Origin of the sequence: Nocardioides sp. zg-1230 (genome assembly GCF_013155335.1) — a bacterium.
Classification (GTDB): Bacteria; Actinomycetota; Actinomycetes; order Propionibacteriales; family Nocardioidaceae; genus Nocardioides.
The window spans coordinates 459,313-475,232 of the sequence record NZ_JABJQZ010000002.1 but is presented as its reverse complement, the minus strand read 5'-3'; the positions used below and the strand labels follow the sequence as shown (position 1 = coordinate 475,232).

The 15,920-nt window shown below is 68.1% G+C and carries 14 protein-coding genes; 11 read left to right on the top strand and 3 right to left on the bottom strand.

What is annotated here, in order from left to right:
• Positions 1-170 precede the first annotated feature (170 nt).
• From HOO61_RS10265 to HOO61_RS10240, 6 genes are all read left to right on the top strand, one after another.
• Positions 171-785: a sigma-70 family RNA polymerase sigma factor gene (locus HOO61_RS10265; protein ID WP_172258585.1), complete on the top strand. Its 615-nt coding sequence runs from the start codon at positions 171-173 to the stop codon at positions 783-785.
• Positions 786-888: 103 nt separating this feature from the next.
• Positions 889-1,329, top strand: a complete 441-nt coding sequence (locus tag HOO61_RS10260) for a DUF2703 domain-containing protein (protein WP_172258584.1) — start codon at positions 889-891, stop codon at positions 1,327-1,329.
• A 276-nt stretch (positions 1,330-1,605) separates the two neighbouring features.
• The gene (locus tag HOO61_RS10255) at positions 1,606-1,827 is read left to right on the top strand and encodes a hypothetical protein (RefSeq protein WP_172258583.1); all 222 of its coding nucleotides are present in this window, start codon (positions 1,606-1,608) and stop codon (positions 1,825-1,827) included.
• A gap of 324 nt (positions 1,828-2,151) precedes the next feature.
• Positions 2,152-5,733 carry an SIR2 family protein gene (locus tag HOO61_RS10250; RefSeq protein WP_172258582.1) on the top strand — a complete coding sequence of 1,194 codons (3,582 nt, stop codon included), beginning with the start codon at positions 2,152-2,154 and terminating at the stop codon, positions 5,731-5,733.
• Positions 5,734-5,861: 128 nt separating this feature from the next.
• Positions 5,862-6,092 (top strand): hypothetical protein, encoded by a 231-nt coding sequence (locus tag HOO61_RS10245; RefSeq protein ID WP_172258581.1) that lies wholly within the window; start codon positions 5,862-5,864, stop codon positions 6,090-6,092.
• 424 nt (positions 6,093-6,516) lie between these two features.
• Entirely contained in the window at positions 6,517-6,990 is a 474-nt protein-coding gene (locus HOO61_RS10240) for a hypothetical protein (protein WP_172258580.1), read from the top strand.
• Positions 6,991-7,051: 61 nt separating this feature from the next.
• Here the strand turns inward: HOO61_RS10240 and HOO61_RS10235 are convergent, their stop codons facing one another.
• Positions 7,052-8,356 (bottom strand): hypothetical protein, encoded by a 1,305-nt coding sequence (locus tag HOO61_RS10235; RefSeq protein WP_172258579.1) that lies wholly within the window; start codon positions 8,354-8,356, stop codon positions 7,052-7,054.
• The gene (locus HOO61_RS10230; protein WP_172258578.1) at positions 8,353-8,706 is read right to left on the bottom strand and encodes a hypothetical protein; all 354 of its coding nucleotides are present in this window, start codon (positions 8,704-8,706) and stop codon (positions 8,353-8,355) included. Before HOO61_RS10230 ends, HOO61_RS10235 begins: the two co-directional genes overlap by 4 nt.
• Positions 8,707-8,952: 246 nt before the next feature.
• Here HOO61_RS10230 and HOO61_RS10225 point away from each other — a divergent pair, with 246 nt between their 5' ends.
• The 3 genes from HOO61_RS10225 (at position 8,953) to HOO61_RS10215 (ending at position 11,024) form a co-directional block, all read left to right on the top strand.
• The gene (locus HOO61_RS10225; protein WP_172258577.1) at positions 8,953-9,141 is read left to right on the top strand and encodes a ribbon-helix-helix protein, CopG family; all 189 of its coding nucleotides are present in this window, start codon (positions 8,953-8,955) and stop codon (positions 9,139-9,141) included.
• On the top strand, positions 9,138-10,445 hold the full coding sequence (locus HOO61_RS10220; protein WP_172258576.1) for a DUF3987 domain-containing protein: 1,308 nt from the start codon (positions 9,138-9,140) through the stop codon (positions 10,443-10,445). Before HOO61_RS10225 ends, HOO61_RS10220 begins: the two co-directional genes overlap by 4 nt.
• A 132-nt stretch (positions 10,446-10,577) precedes the next feature.
• Positions 10,578-11,024, top strand: a complete 447-nt coding sequence (locus tag HOO61_RS10215; protein WP_172258575.1) for a DUF488 family protein — start codon at positions 10,578-10,580, stop codon at positions 11,022-11,024.
• A 30-nt stretch (positions 11,025-11,054) separates the two neighbouring features.
• Here HOO61_RS10215 and HOO61_RS10210 read toward each other — a convergent pair whose 3' ends face one another.
• Complete coding sequence (locus tag HOO61_RS10210) at positions 11,055-11,864, bottom strand: hypothetical protein (RefSeq protein ID WP_172258574.1); 810 nt, start codon at positions 11,862-11,864, stop codon at positions 11,055-11,057.
• Between the two features lie 486 nt (positions 11,865-12,350).
• Between HOO61_RS10210 and HOO61_RS10205 the strand changes: the two genes are divergently transcribed.
• Entirely contained in the window at positions 12,351-12,746 is a 396-nt protein-coding gene (locus tag HOO61_RS10205; RefSeq protein ID WP_172258573.1) for a hypothetical protein, read from the top strand.
• A 142-nt stretch (positions 12,747-12,888) separates the two neighbouring features.
• Positions 12,889-15,894 (top strand): hypothetical protein, encoded by a 3,006-nt coding sequence (locus tag HOO61_RS10200; protein ID WP_172258572.1) that lies wholly within the window; start codon positions 12,889-12,891, stop codon positions 15,892-15,894.
• Positions 15,895-15,920: the final 26 nt, after the last annotated feature.

Genomic DNA, 15,920 nt, shown 5'->3' with positions numbered 1-15,920 from the left:
CATCGTCTTTCCCTTCGATCGGATTGTGCCTGTGCAGGACTCAGACGTCGACGCGCCCCAGAAGACGCACGTCAGGACCACCACTAGATATTGACAGACATCGATATCGTGGCGACCATGGCTGTCGAGGCCGACCCGGCCGATCTCGGCTTCACGACGAGGAGCCAGTCATGGCGGCAGACGAGAGGTACGCAGGCGAGACCCCCACGCCCGAGACGCTCGAGTCAGTGTGGAAAGAATTTTCCGGCGAGTTGCGTCAGTTCATCGGTCGCCGCGTGTCCCGGCCCCAAGATGCCGATGACATCCTGCAGCTGGTGGCTCTACGCATGGTGCAGAGCTCGGATGAGCTCCGCGACCGTCGGACGGTGCTCGGTTGGCTCTTCGCGGTCACCCGCAACGCGATCACGGACTACTACCGAGCGGCCGTCCACCGGCGCGAAGTGATGACCGACATGGTGCCGGAACGTCCTGTTGCCGACGTCTCCGCTGACGAGGACACCCAGCGGGCGTTGACCAGTCTCGCCGCCTGCATCCGACCGTTGCTCCGACTGCTTCCTGCGGACCAAGCGGCCGCTGTCGAGCTCGTCGACCTCAGCGGTGTCAGCCAGGTCGAGGCGGCCCGAACCGCTGGGCTCTCGGTCTCCGGGATGAAGTCCCGCGTCCAGCGCGGGCGGAGAGCACTCCGAGATTCCCTCACGGCGTGCTGCCACCTGCAGCTCGACGTGCGCGGCGAGGTTCAGGAGTTCGAGCCCCGCCGGCAGACCGACTGCGGCTGCGCGGCCTGACAAGGGCGCCACGTCGCCGAAGGCGCTCTGGCGACGTTGCGTCCTTTGGTCTCCGGCTTCGTCTGAGTGGTTGACCCAGACCACAATGCCCAGGAGACGCTCCATGACAGCCATCGACACGTCACTCGACCACCAGGTCAGGTCGGCTCACCGACAGAGGCGGCCGTCTGGCGATCTCGTCGTCGATCTGCTGCTATCTGGGCCGATGAGCTGTGCGCCCTGTCTGGACGCGATCGAGGAGATCGATGAGGCCGCCGCCCTCCTGGCGCCGGAGCTGGCGGCCAGGGGCACCTCACTACGGGTTCGGGTCACGGCCCGCACGGATCCAGCCATCGTCGGCGCACCTGACGCCTGGACCCTCCTCGAGCTCCGCGTGAACGGGGTCGCGATCGAGTCCGATGGCACGCACATCTGCGGAGACGAGGCCGCAACGCACTGCGGGACCTACGAATGGGACGGGGCCATGTACGCCGCTCCCCCGGCCGAGCTACTGACTGGCGTCATCCACGACCACCTCGACAACAGGACAACCGCGGAGCCCTAGGGCGTCCGGTCTCGCTCATCGCCGGTCCGATCACTCCTCGCTCGCCCAGCCCGTACGCGGTGATGCGCCTCGGCGGTCCTCGCTGAGCGGATCGGTGACGGCGTCTCGGACGTCGAGTCGGTCGTCTCCACCGCCAGCCAGACCTCGTGACCACTCACCGAAGCGTTTGCCCGCGGCCACAGCCCCGCATCGCCGTGGACCGCGAGTACCTCGTCGTCACGGCAACCCGCCGCTGACGCCGCCCACCACCACCCCGAAACCGAAAGAGGAATCATCATGGCCACGTTCAACAATCGGCGCACTGCCATCTCCGCCGCAGTTCTGACTGCGCTCGCAGCAACGGCGTTCGGCACGGCCACCGCCACGGCCGACCAGGAGGAGCGCACCAGCGTCACCGAGCCGTTCGATGAGCTGACACGCATCTACCCGCCCACCGACATCCCTCGCATCTACCCTCCGACGGACCTGCACGAGCCGGCGGCCCGCACCGGGGAGTGACGTCCCGAGTTCGAGGACCAATCATCGGCGCACATGCGGAAGGCCCTCACAGTCAGACTGTGAGGGCCTTCCGGATTTGTAGCGGGGGCATTGTTTGGCCCCGCGCACCTTGGCTTCTGTGGTCTGCTCATCCACGCTCACTTCCCTGGTCGTGCCCCACATTGCACCCTGTATCGGAGGCTCACGTCCCATGATGTTCACACAATCGGTTCGACAAACATGGTGCCGCTGACCTGATCCTGTGCAGTGCCTCAAGGGTAGGGGCCGTGATGCCACGGCTGGGTCGGCGACGTCGTTGTCGCCGCGAGTCGCTACGTTGCCCGCATGTGGTTCCGCAAGGTCGAGGTGCCGGACGAACTGGTCGAGGCAGCAACGGAAGGCAAGCTCGTCCTCTTCGTTGGGGCGGGGGCGTCCCTCGACGAGCCGTCAGGCCTTCCTGACTTCGCGAATCTGGTGCGCGACGTCGGAGCGCGTGCCAACAGCGTGCCAACGGAGCGTGACCTGGAGCGTCCCGATGTGTTCCTGGGTGACCTTGCAGACCTTGAGATTGACGTTCACACGCTGGTCGCGAACGCGATCAACAAGCCCGGCAGCCGGCCGAACCGCCTCCACGAGGCGATCATCGACCTGGCACAGGTGCACCCCAACCCCCGGGTGGTCACTACCAACTACGACCTACATCTTGAACAAGCCAGCCGCAGCAAGGGGTTGGATCTCGACGTCTACCGCGCGCCCGCGCTGCCGGTCGGCGACGACTTCACCGGCATCGTCCACCTGCACGGGGCCTTGGACCAACCCCCTCGCAAACTGGTGGTGACCGACGAAGACTTCGGCCACGCCTACCTGCGTGAGGCATGGGCCGCCCGGTTTCTCGACCGCATGTTCTCAGCCTTCTCTGTCGCCTTCATCGGCTACAGCCACGGCGACATCGTCATGCAGTACCTGGCGCGCTCCCTTGGCCGCGAGGGGCGACGTTTCGTCTTCACGGATGATGCCGACAGCCGCGAGTGGCGGAGGCTCGGGCTCCGTCCCGTGCACTACCCGGTTGACGGCTCGTCCCACGTGGCGTTGGTCGACGGGCTCGAGCGCTGGGCCGAACTCACCTCGTGGGGACGACTCGCTCATCGTCGCCGTATCGCCGAACTGGTCGGCAACGGCCCGCCCACCATCCCCGAGGAGGTCTCGTACCTCGAGCAGGCCCTTGGTGACCCGGAACGGGTTCGCTACTTCACCGAGCAGGCTCGTGGATCCGACTGGTTGTTGTGGGCTGCGAACCGTCCCGAGTTCAACTGGCTGTTCAGTCCGACGGCTCCCTCCGGCGCAGACCGGACGGTCGCGCAGGCACTCACAACCTGGGTGGCCGACCAGTACGTCATGGACGAGCAGGAGTCACCCACCGCTCTTCGCCTCCTTCGCAGTCGGCCGTGGAGCCCCGGCATGTGGGACACCGTGGCGCACCGGCTGTTCGCCCAGGAGCGACGCGTGCCGGACTGGCAGGTGCCGTGGCTCGTACTCGTTCTGCATCGCTCTCCAGCCGACGACGGCGATCTGCTCGACATGCTCCTGTGCAAAGAGTCATGGAAGGAGCGCCCCGACCTCGCGCTCATGTTGCTGGAGCACCGCACGCGGTCACTGCCCCGGTCCGGTCTGGACTTCGGGCCCTCGAGTGACGCGCCTCGGTTCGAGGTCGCATTCATGGGCGACGACCACTGGCTCGACGAGGCATGGAAGAAGGTCTTTATCCCGCTGCTGCCTCAGCACGCACCGGAGCTGCTGGACCTCGCGGTCCGCCAGCTGCGCGACGCCAATCGGCTCGCTGGAGCGCTCCAGCCGGGGTTCGACGCTCTGTCCTTTGGCCGCTCAGCGATCGAACCTCATCCACAGGACGAGTTCCGAGAGGTAGCCGACGTGCTGATCGATGCAGCTCGCGACAGCCTCGAACACCTCCTCCACGCGTCGCCCCAGGAGGGGGCTGCGGCGGTCGATCGGCTCGCTCGCGCGCACGTGCCCATCCTTCGGCGCCTCGCCGTGCACGCATGGCGCCTGCGCGAGGACCGGTCTCCCGACGAGAAGCTGCGCTGGATCCTCGACGAGAACCTGCTCTTCGACCTCGACCTCCAGCACGAGGTCTACATGCTCCTGGAGGACACTGTCGCGCTTGCATCAGACGACGCCGTCGGCGCCGTGTTGGATCGCGCGAAGGACGGGCCGCAGGACGGAGCGGAACACTCGCCGTACGTCTCCTACAACCTGCTCGCCTGGCTCCACAGCGCCGCACCGGAGAACGCCACCATCGCCGAGGAGTTCACCACGCTGCAGGAACAGAATCCTGAGTTCGAGCCTCGCGAGCACCCGGATCTGAACATGACGATGACGTCGGGGTTCGTGGAGAACGCGGAACCGTTCACCCGAGACGAGCTCCACGGACTCATCGCGTCGAACCCGGACGAGGCGTACGCAGCCATCCGGTCGTATGCGACCGCCGACGAGTTCCGGCTCAAGGGCCCGACCTGGACCGGAGCGCTGAACGCGCTGCGCGGGTGCGTGACCCACTACCCCGGCGACGGGATCCGACTGGCAGAAGCGCTGGCGCCGGACGACACCGACGTTCGCGACGCCCTCGTTCGCGCTTGGAGCGCGGCGAACTTGTCAAGCACACCCGAGCAGGCCAGCGGAGTGGAGACCCTTGATCAGACCCGGCCGCACCGCAATGACGTCACGCCCCATGACGTACTCACAGTGATCGCGTCCTGGCCAGTGGATGCCGTGAGGTCCGCGGTCGCCAACATGTTCGCGCGCGGCGGCACCGCCGACCACCCGACCGCATGGCACACGCTGATACCCGCCCGCCGCCTGGCCACTGACCTCTGGCCCCCCACGCAGGTCACCGGCAACGTCGTGGACAGCGAGGACCTCTACCTCGAGGCCATCAACCATCCGGCCGGCGACCTCGCCCAGTTCTGGATGAACGTGGTCGCCGACGAGTGGCGGGCTCACACCGACACATGGTCCGGCTTGCCTGACGAGGTCCGGGCAGAGCTCGACCGGATGGTCCAGGACCAGTCCCGTAACGGGCTCTTGGCCCGTGTTCTGCTGTCGACGAGACTCCGCTTCATCATGGGGGCGGATCCCGCGTGGGCGAAGTCCCGACTCATGCCCTTGTTCTCGTGGGACCGGGACGAGGCTGATGCCTTCGAGGTGCGTGGGATCTGGCGGTCGTTCGTGCAGTTCGGCCAGTACGACGACCAGATCCTCGCCGACGGGCTCCTTGACGCGATGTTGGCGACGATGCGACGCGCGAACGATCTCGACGACGACGAAGCCGTCGCTCAGCTTGGCCGCCAGCTCGCGACCGTCGCCATGAAGTCCTCGCTGGACCCGAAGGGTTGGTTGCCCGCACTCACGACTGACGCGCCCAGCGTCCTGCAGTTGGCTTGGATCAGGTCAGTCGGCCGGCAACTGCGCGAGATGGACCCGAAGGACGCCTCCGCGCAGTGGACCCGCTGGATCAGGGAGTACTGGACCGCACGGATCGACTCCCTACCTCGACCGTTGACCGCTGACGAAGCGTCGGCCATGGCCCTGTGGGTTCTGGGACTACCTGATGACCGGCTGGCGGCGGTCGAACTCGTGGAGCGCACCGACGCCGGCCTGGTGAAGGATGACCGCGTCCTGATGCACCTCACCGGCTCTCGCCGCGAGCACGAAGATCTGACCGGCGACCCTGAGACTTGGGCGCGCTACCTGGTTCACCTTCTGCGGGGCACCACGGAGCCGCCCTGGGGGCTCGACCACTACCTGCGCGAGATCGTCGGCGTTCTGCGGCCGGTGGCACCTTCAACCCTGCTCACCGAGCTCATCGAGGAGGCCATGCGCCTCGGATGCACCGCCGCAGCGGACTGGTGACCAGGCGCCGTTGACGCACGCCTGCTGCTCTGGGATGACCACGCGCTGCCCCAATGCCGGCGGAACTCGAGCGCCTGACAGACCGTCACTGAATCGAGCAATGAGCCAGAGAAGGTGGAGACGGGTGCATGAGCGGGCCGGCCGCGACCTACGACATCGAGCTCTCCCCGGCCGCGCGTCAGCTCGAGATCGCGTACCTGCACGACGTCGACCTCGTCGCCGGCCAGGAACCCGCAGTGGGCGACCGGTTGGTCCTTCGCGACGAGGGGCTGGCTCTCTGGGATGCCGAGGTCGTCGCGCTCGAAGAAGTCCGCTTGGGGCACAAGTACCGTCTACACATCGGCCCGCGCTCCGGGTAGCGGCGGCCCGACCGCGTCCACAGCCGGCGGCCGGGTGCGCACGGATGTCGTGATCACCCAGGACCCTGACGGCATGAGCACTCCTGAACAGCGCGCCCAGTGGCGCCGACGTGCGACCTGGCTGACACAGCTGGGCTTGGCCCCCGACGAGCCCGCACCGCGCAGAGATCGTCGAGGAGGTCGGCCATGCCGCGCTCGACCTCCTGGATGAGATCGACCGCCTCGAGGACGAACTGCGCGAGTCGCGCCGCATCGGCGTCTGGCTCTACGACCACCTCTCCCCCGGCGTCCGCATCCTCCTCGGCGATGTATCCGAGTGGCCGTGGCTCGTGACTGACACCGAGAAGCGATGACCGCGGTGCCGACATCCGTACCGCCCATGAGGGCACTGCGTAGCCTGCGCCTCAGGGCACGGTGACTCCCCATGACCGACCACGACCACGACCACCGCGCCGAAGCTGCCTTCCTCGACTACGTCGCTGAGCCGACGCCGGACAACGCCCACACGGCCGAGCTGGCCATCGCCCTCCTTCAACGCGGGTACGACGCAGTCCTGCGACAGTTGGACGGCGACGCTGTCCCTCCGCTGACGCCTGCGCACACCCACAACGCTTGGGACGTCCCGGAGGCCTGTCTCGAGGGCAGCCTGACGGACCTCGCGGAGGGGGTGTTGGAGAACCGGCCGGCGACACTCGCCCATGGTCTCGAGGCCCTGCGCGCACTGGTCCACGACGTCGACGAGGCGAGACGTTACGCACGACTGCTCTACCAGCAGGTGGCGTTCGGGGTGATCGACTACGGCGCCCTCGGAGTGCCGATGGACCCGGATGAGTGGCCAGTCTGGTTGACGTACTACGACGGCGAGGAGCCTGCGCGGCAGGACCCCGCGCCGGGGTAGGCCGCGCCAAGGACAACGCGGAGTGAGGAGGAGCGCATGGATGCGCTCCTCCTCACTGGTTCTACGGGTGCATGAGGGCAATGCCCTCGGTCAGGGTCTCCCTGACCTTCTGCTGGGTGTCTCGTCCGAGGACGATGAGCTTCTCGAGCGAGTTCTTGGCCTGGTTGGCCAGCCGGCCGACCTCGTCGAGCTGGCTGATGCCCGCGAGGGCGACGTTGAGACGCGCCTCGACCTGGTCGAGGTCGATCTCGGACCCGTCGTCGTGCCTGACCTTCAACATCGCCACGTGCTCGCGAAGGAGGAGGTAGATGAGCTCCACGCTCGCGGGCTGCGAGCAGCTGACGACGTACGCACAGGTGTCGACGCGGGCGAACGATCCGCCACCAGGCACCTCAGCGTCTGTGGGGACGAGCACGAGACCCCCGGCCGCGTCGCGGACTCGGCACGCGTCGGCGAGCTCCTCGCGGTGCTGCTTGGCCGTCAACGGACGGGTGCGGGACTTCGCCTCGATGACGATCCTGACCTGACGGCCGTGACCGGTGATGGCCTGCGACAAGGTCGCCACGCCGTCACCCGTGCGCCGGGTAGTTCCTCCGGCGCCCGGCTGGCTGCCGGTGCGCTCGAAGAGGTCGCCGGCGGCGGTCACGACGTCGTGGCAGAGCGCCATGGCGTCGTCCTCGTTGGCGGCTCCGATCGCGCGGCTGCTCTTGGCGCCGGCGGTCTTGGCCACCTGAGCGGCCTCGACCAGGCCTCTCACCAGAGCCAGCTGCTCGCCGAGCTCACGTCGCGTGCCGCCCAGCTCATCGAGGAGGTCCTGCCGCAGCATGCGGACAGGTCCTTCTCGGTCGAGCGAGAGCGCATCACGCACGGACTCGGAGTGGCGCGCGAGCGCCGTGGTGATCTCCTGGACTCCGGCGTCCTGGACGGCTCGCGCCGCCTCCATGACGCTGGCCCGGACGCTCCCCGCCTGGCCGGCCAGAGCGGCCTCGACCTGGGCGGGGAGCTTGTCGAGGACGGCGCCGGCCGCTCGGGCCACGGCCTCCTCACCGCCGCGCAGCCGGGTGAGCGTCTGGTCGAGACTGGCCAGTGCCGCTCCGGACTTCTCGTCCACCCGCTCGGCGAACGCGTCGAGGGTGCGGGTGAGGCTGCCGGTGTCGATGCCGGCCGTCCCGAGCGAGAGCGCGACCAGCCCGACGGGGATTGCCCGCCGGACCAGGTCGGCAGCGGCTTCGGGACCGTGCTCGGACATGTGGGACCGGACGAGCGCCGCCGCCTCACTGTGGGTGACCGAGAGGTCGTGGATGACGACCGTGTCGGTGTTCACGGCGACCGGAGCTGCTCCCTGAGGGATGTGGGCGACGGTCATCGGGCGCCTCCCAGACCGGCCGGCAACGGCAGGTCAGCCGGAAGGCCGAGCCGTGCCTTGCGGCAGATCAGGCAGTCCTCCGGCGGGGTCTCCGCCGTGTGCAGCAGGGCCGCTTCCCAGCCCCAGAGCTCGTCGAGCACCGGGTACGGGTCGTCCAGCCGGTCGCTGAGGGCGTCCTCAACCTGCAGCTGCAGGTCGCGCAGCGACGCCTCGTCGGGGCTGTGGTGCGCCGCCGCGGAGGCGGTGCGGTAGGTGAGCTGCACCCAGAGGTCGAGGAGACGCTGCGTCTCCCGATCACGGGGCGGAGCGGGGCTGGCAGTCAGCGCGAGCGCGGGCTGCGGCTGGTTCATCGGTGTCACGTGGACCCTCCAGCGGGTGTCGACCGCAGCAGTAGGGGCCGGATGCCCCCGCCGTCTGCGGGGGCTCTGTTGTGTGGCCCACTGCCACAGGTCTGCGCGGAGGCGCCCGACACAAGAAAGTGGGCCAGATCACACGAGAAGGGGGGTGAGCCTGATTGCGGAGTGATCGACGACGGCGACTTTCAGTAGTCGTCGCGACAGCGGCAACCCATCTGCCTGATCACACCGAGGATCCACATGCCCACCTCCACGCAGTCCCCCATCACCGTCTCCCCCGCGCCCGCCAACGACGTCGCGATCGTCGTCCGCCTCCCTCAGGACCTCCGTGAGGCCCTCAAGGCACGCGCCGCAGCCGAGGACAGGTCCATGGCCTCGGTCATGCGCCTGGCGGCACGGCAGTACGTCGAGAGCGAGGTGACCCTGTGACCGCCCAGACGCTGCAGCCGGCGGTCACCGACGGCACTGCGACCCCCGACGCGTCGTACGAGCTCTTGGGCCGCCTGCGCCTGGCGAGCCGACTCGACAGCCGAAGCACGCCTCCTGAGCTCGGCCCGGACGCACTGCACGGGATCTCCGGACGGATCGTCCAGGCCCTCGCCCCCCTCACCGAGGCGTCGCCCCCGGCGATGCTCCTGACCCTGCTCGTCTCCTTCGCCGCCATGGTGGGGCGCAGCGCCTACGTGAGCGTCGGTCACCAGAAGCACTACCCGATCCTCTTCGGCGTGGTGGTCGGATCATCAGCCCGGGCGCGGAAGGGCACGTCAGCCGCCGCGGTCCGGCCTGTCCTGGACGCCGCCGACGGGGACTTCATGGCCACGCGACACATGCGAGGTGGCATCCAGTCCGGAGAAGCCCTCATCCAGGCACTCGCGTCACTGGCCGAGGGTCCAGAGAACGACGGGGATCAGCGCCTCCTTCTGACCGAGGAGGAGTACGGGCGTCTGCTCACCGTCGCAGGACGTCAAGGCTCGATCATCTCCCCCATCCTGCGGTCGGCTTGGGACGGCGACGCGCTCAGCGCCCGGACGAGGGCGGCGACGCTCGTGGCGGAGCAGCCCCACCTGTCCGTGCTTGGCCATGTGACGATCAACGAGCTCAAGGCGGTCCTGAAGCCGGTAGACATCGCCAACGGGTACGCGAACCGGTTCATCCACGTCCTGAGCCACCGTGGTGCGCTCCTTCCTGAGCCCGGGCGTCTGGCCCCGGCCGAGGTCGATGCGTTCGGGACGGAGCTGCGCGCTGCGGTCACCTTCGCTCGCAGTGCCGGCGAGGTCGCCCGCAGCGAAGCGTTCCGCCAGCGGTGGGACTCGCTGTACAACATCGTCGAGTCACAGCCGTCCGGCGGCGACGTCTACGACTCGCTCACCGTCCGAGCGAGCCCCCAGATGCTGCGCCTCGCCACGATCTACGCGCTGCTCGACCAGTCGGCGACGATGGAGCCGGTCCACCTCAGCGCCGCGGCGGCGCTCTGGGAGTACTCCGAGGCGTCGGTCGCCCACATCTGGGGAGCCACCCTCGGTGACCCCGACCTGGATCGCCTCTACTCCGCGGTCTCCGCGGCCGGCCCCGAGGGCCTCAACCGAACCCAGGTCAGCGAGGTCTTCTCCAAGAACAAGGCCAGGTACGAGCTCGACGCGCTCGTCCTGAAGCTGGTCGACCTGGGCATGGCGACGGTGTCGGCCCGAGCGTCCGGAGGGAGGCCCAGTTCCATCCTGACGGCCGTGCGCTGACGAAACAGACGAAAGAACGAAGAAGTCTCTCGAGGCTCCTTCGTTCTTTCGTCTGTTTCGTCATCTGGGACCTGCCGATGTCGCGTCGACGAAACGCCGGCCACGGGGCCACGGTCTGGCACAGTACGCAGCATGTCTTCCCCGCGGCTGGTCTCCATCGGATACGAGGGTCGCACGGCCGAAGACCTGGTTGATGAGCTGACCGAGCAGGGCGTCCGCGTCCTCGTCGATGTACGCCTGACACCGCTGTCACGCAAGCCGGGGTTGTCGAAGCGCCGTCTTGCAGAACGTCTCGCTGCAGCTGGCATCGACTACCTGCACCTGAAGGCGCTGGGGAACCCGAAGGAGAACCGTCAGCCGTTCTGGGACGGCCGGGTCAAGGACGGCTGCGAGGCCTTCAACGACCTGCTCGACTCCGACGAGCCGCAGGCAGCCTTGCAAGCCATCGCAGACCTGACGGCCACTTCTACGGTCGCCATCTTGTGCTTCGAGCGCGATCACGACCGGTGCCACCGACAGGTCGTCACGGAACGTGTCGCGGACCGCATTCCCGCCGGACGCAGCGTGGTCTACGCGTGACGTCGCACCAGCGCCGCGGCTCTGGTAGCCCTAGTCGAGCAGAGTGAGCTGAGGTTCGAGCCTGCCGGGATCGTGCGGAGGCCAGAAGACACCGAGGATGAGGTAGCTCTGCTGATGCAGGTGCTGGTTGCCCACGAAGAAGTAGGTGTCGCGCTGGGGGCCGCACAACTCCCCCAGCCACTTGTCCCTCAGCATGCGCCGCACAGTCTCGTGGTCGTGCTCGCGTAGCCACCTGCGGGCGGCACCACCCACCTCCCAGTCGACGCACGTCTGCCTGTGGTTGCCTGCGCAGTCGTCGTCAAGGCACTGCCACCGGTATCGGACCGTGAACGGCGGCGCCTCGAGCGGCTCGCGCGCCTCCCCGAACAGGTCAGCTTCGGCAGCCATGAGCGCCATCGCCTTCTGGGCTTCGGAGAAGTCCGGAGTGTCGTCGACCTCGACGTCGAGCACCTTCGCCGGCCGCACCATCGCGAGGGACGGCATCGGCCGGCCTTCCCGCTGCCCTCGGTTGAGCTCGCACATCGTGTGCAGGTCGGCCAGGCCGCTCAGGATGTCCCAGCGCCGCCGCCACGAACCGCCCGGTCGGGTGTCGACGACTTCGCCCAGCGTGGCGGAGTCCATGTTGGGAGTGTGGCTCTCCGGCCGGGCGTCGCTGCGAGGCCGAACGATGTCGACTTCCATGACCTGGTACTTCTTGAACTTCACGACCTTCTCGAGGTCGCGGAACGGCACCGGGAACAGCCGTATCCACTCGGGGCGGTCCCCGTCGAGCCGAATGCCGGCGACGCAGACAACCTCGCCGTGCTTCTGGCTCAGCGCCGGCTGCGCCTTCACCGTCACCAGGACTCGAGCGCGTTCGCGCATCACCAGATCCCCCTACCTGCAGATGCTCAAGCCGTCCACGCCCCCGCGCCGACCCCAATGCGCTGCACAGTAGACGACGAGAGTCTTCGGTGGGGATGTTCAGTGAGAGGGCGCGCGATCTTGTCCCCAGGACGTGCGCGCTCACGGGTTGAAGGCATGGCCAACACTCGTGACCTTGTGCTCCAGGCGTACACCGCCGAGCTGAGCCGCCTTCGTGCCCTGTCTCCTCCCCTGCTTGCCAGCGAGCTCGAGGAGACCTCGCCGCTGTGGGCACCGGTGACGGTGAGCACCTCAACGGCCTGGCCGTTCGGTTCGACGCCACAACCCTGACTGCCCCCTCGCCGTGCCGCTGCCACTGCCACGTCCAATGCAGTGCGCACCCTGCCTTGCTGACGGGGTCGACCGACCCTGCCGTACAGACAGGAGGGCAGCGTGCGGACCCATGAAGCCGAGGCGGCTGCCGTGGCGCTGATGACCGCTGCAAGCACAGCAGATGACGAATGCCCTCGGCTCGCCACCCGACTCGCGTTCACCCCAGCCGATGACCGGGTGCTCATCGCGTTCTGCCTCGTGGAGGCCTGCTGGTCATGGGCGCCGCGAACCGCCTTGAGTGACCACCCCGTCCTCGGCCCGGCGCTCTTCTCACTACGAGCCGACGATGCCCTGGCCGTTCGGTCCGCGTTGGTCTCGGCAATGACCGGCAGGACCCCCGGCAGCTACGCCGCGCTCCTCGTCCAGCTCGCGTACGCGGCCGTACACCTCGTCCCTGACATCAGCGACCGGTTGCGGGCCCGAGGCCTTGCCGTTGCAACCGACCCGGACGCCGCATCGATCAGACCGGCCGGGAACGGACGGTGAGCCCCCGAGGCCGCCAACTTCAAGTTCTTCCCCAAGGTGGAGAAGTGCTCGCCCATCTCGGTGGGTCGGAACTTCTCCATCGATCCATTGCGTCGGGCGACCTCGCCGGCACGGTGCACCGCACCTACCCGAGGAGGACCCCTTGACCCAGTACACCGACCGCAAGGTCTACAACCCGCTCGCCACCAAGCTTGGCGCCGGCCGACCGACTAGCGGTCACCTGATCCGCTTCTCCCTCGTTCGCGACGCGGGCGGCAGCGCCGGTCAGCGCGATTCCCACTTCAGCATCTACTGCAACGACCCGGACATCGCCAAGATCAGTCAGTTCCCCGAGGAGGCCTGGGACCCGGCACAACCCGACGTCGGAGCGAAGCACGGCATCACGTGGATCACCATGGCTGACCTCCATCACGACGCGACCGGTCACGAGCCGGTCGCAGCAGTCGTCTCTGTCGGCGACGTGGTGTTCCTCAACATCACGCTGTCCTCGACGATCAAGCACATCGTCCGCCTCGACGGCGAGGACCTGAACGGCGTCACGGTGCTGGTCATGTCGCTGCTCAACCACTTCCCCACCCTCCGGGAGGTCTGCTGGGCCGACGACGTCACCCGCGCCGGACGCGATCGCGCTGACTGGTCCACGATCACGAACAAGTGCAAGATCCGCGACGTCACGATGGTCTTCGGCGGCCAGCGCTACGACCAGTCCATCCCCGGCGATGAGCTCGCCCTCGGCGCCCTCGGCCTCGTCGGCGGAAGCGACGACCCCAACCGTCGCCGACGCATGACGGGCAAGCGACTGATGAAGTACAAGGCCGGAGGTGCGGCTCTTGCCGAACGGCAGATGCCGTACGGCTGGTGCCACAAGAAGGACAAGCACGGCCGTTCCGTCGAAGAGGGCAACCGCGGGCTGGTCCCGGAGGCCCAACCCGAGATGGCACCCGTGATCGAGGCGATCTACCGTGCCCATGCCGCCGGCGAGACCTACCAGGACCTCACTGCCCGGCTCGCGGCCTTCGAGGCGGAGGGCATGATCACACGCCGCGACCACACAGACCTCGACAACACGTTCGCTCGAGCACTCGGTGACGACAACGCGTCCTACGGAGCCGCGAAGAGCTTCTTCTGCCGCAGCGACTCCAACCCGCGCGCGCTCCCCAGCGACCTCGACGTCGCTCGCTACCTGGACGGCGAGGACCCCGCCGACGTCTTCGACGCCGACGTGCGGTTCTACATCGCCAAGGTCGAGCTCATCAGGACGGGTAGGTACTTCCGGCGCCTCAGCAACGACATCCGAGGCCGCAACATCGTCCTCGACGGCATCCCGGCCACCTACCGCGACGACCTCGACGAGTACGGGTACTTCGACGTCCTCTCCGCACCGTGGGGGTGGCCCACCGACGACCAGGGCAACGAGATCGCCCGCTTCGGAGTCCCCGACCGCGTCTGCCGCCAAGTGGCCGCGCGACTCCTGCGCGAGCTCCGAGCCCCCAAGGCGCCCTCCGGCGGACAGGCCCACCACACCCCGACCCGCCGGGCGCTCCAGTGCTTCCCGAACTGGGTCGTCGCGCCGGGCCACCTCGGGTCGAAGTACGACGACGAACCCACCCAGTGGGGCGTCCAGGCCCGCGTCAACAACAGCGGTCGGGCCAACGCGATCCTGCTCTTCCGACGTGAGTCCGCCGGCGCGGGAACTCGCGGCGGGCGCGGGTGGAGCTACTTCGGCCCCGGCGAGACCAAGCCCGACCACACCGCCGCCACCTTCTCCTTGACCGAGCTCGCGGCATCCGTCGCCGCCCGCCTCGACCACGGCGTGAGAAGCCTTCTGGACCCCACCACGATCGCCCAGCTCACAGAGACGCAGCGACGCAGCGACGATGCCGACCCGACCACGACCTGGCGCCACCAGATCGCATTGAAGACAGCCGCCAGGACGTCGCTGGAGGAAGAGATCAAGGGTCACCGCACGATGGCAGCACTCAGTGCGGCGGCCGGCGACGAGGATGAAGCAAAGGCCTACGCAGCAAACATCCCCGGCGTGAAGACGAAGGTCGCCGCGCTCGACGCAGAGATCGCACGGCTCGAGGCGAAGACCCGCAAGCACCACGCCGGATCCGCCACCACGCGACCCGACCATGCCAACATCTCGGTAGCCGCCCACCTCGTCGCCGGACTCGAGGCCGCAGCACGAAACAACGGAGAAAGTCCGTCCAGGTTCGGCACGCTGTGCGACGAGACGTTCATCGACTGGCGCTTCGACGTCGATGGCGAGGACGTCGTCTGGGCGTGCACCGCGTTGCTCCCTCTCGCCACGCGCGGACACGCCCAGCTCCCGCTGACCAGCCGGATCCGCAACGTCCGCACCCGGACCGGCAAGAACCTCGCCAACACCGACACCGTCGTGCGCTACCTCTTCGAGGAGGGCCGGGACCTGACGGCCACCGCGGACCTGCTCCAGGTCACCCGCGAGACGCTCCTCAAGAAGCGAGTCATGCCGTGGCTGGTGGCTAACGGCGTCACGGCTCGGGGCGCCAAGTGCGCGCTCGTCGACCACCCAATCTCCGAGGTTCGTCAGGAGCTCCACCGATGGGTGACGCGACAGCCAGGCACCCCCAACTCCCCCACCAGCGCCTACACAGAGCGACTGCGTTCGACCTACACCGATCTGAGCCTCTCGTGGGGGGACGCCGCGGTCCCGGACGACACCGCCTGGATCACCGCCGCCCTCGCCCTGCTCACCGTCGACACGGCCACGCGCCGGCACGGACTCCCGATCCTCGACGTCGCGCTCGCCCTGGGCAAGACCGAAGACGAGATCCGCGAGCTGGTGAAGCCACAGAGGCGATCCGGGGGCTTCACACGGCCCGTCTACCTCGCCTACGCCAACCAGTCCAAGACGCACGTGAAGGCGATCCCCTGCCCGCATGGCAAGTGCCGCCGCCGTCGCCACGCCGACCACGTCGTCCTACTGCCTGAGGTCGCCGCGAGCGGCTACGGCGTCATCTGCTCGCACTGCCGTCGCGCACCGGCGCAGGATGGAGCCTGGCCGGTGACGCAGTACCCCACCACCTACCTCGGACGCTGGACCAGCGCCGGCGCTGGCGGAAGCCTCCGGGAGGGTCCTCGCACCATCCGAAGCCCCCGATGAACAGTGAGCCGAGAAGAGGGCTGGAG

Coding starts and splice junctions, on each gene's coding strand:
- HOO61_RS10215 (WP_172258575.1), top strand. CDS start 10,578: ATGTCTTCCCCGCGGCTGGTCTCCATCGGATACGAGGGTCGCACGGCC.
- HOO61_RS10235 (WP_172258579.1), bottom strand. CDS start 8,356: ATGACCGTCGCCCACATCCCTCAGGGAGCAGCTCCGGTCGCCGTGAAC.
- HOO61_RS10240 (WP_172258580.1), top strand. CDS start 6,517: ATGACCGACCACGACCACGACCACCGCGCCGAAGCTGCCTTCCTCGAC.
- HOO61_RS10255 (WP_172258583.1), top strand. CDS start 1,606: ATGGCCACGTTCAACAATCGGCGCACTGCCATCTCCGCCGCAGTTCTG.
- HOO61_RS10250 (WP_172258582.1), top strand. CDS start 2,152: ATGTGGTTCCGCAAGGTCGAGGTGCCGGACGAACTGGTCGAGGCAGCA.
- HOO61_RS10245 (WP_172258581.1), top strand. CDS start 5,862: ATGAGCGGGCCGGCCGCGACCTACGACATCGAGCTCTCCCCGGCCGCG.
- HOO61_RS10225 (WP_172258577.1), top strand. CDS start 8,953: ATGCCCACCTCCACGCAGTCCCCCATCACCGTCTCCCCCGCGCCCGCC.
- HOO61_RS10265 (WP_172258585.1), top strand. CDS start 171: ATGGCGGCAGACGAGAGGTACGCAGGCGAGACCCCCACGCCCGAGACG.
- HOO61_RS10260 (WP_172258584.1), top strand. CDS start 889: ATGACAGCCATCGACACGTCACTCGACCACCAGGTCAGGTCGGCTCAC.
- HOO61_RS10230 (WP_172258578.1), bottom strand. CDS start 8,706: ATGAACCAGCCGCAGCCCGCGCTCGCGCTGACTGCCAGCCCCGCTCCG.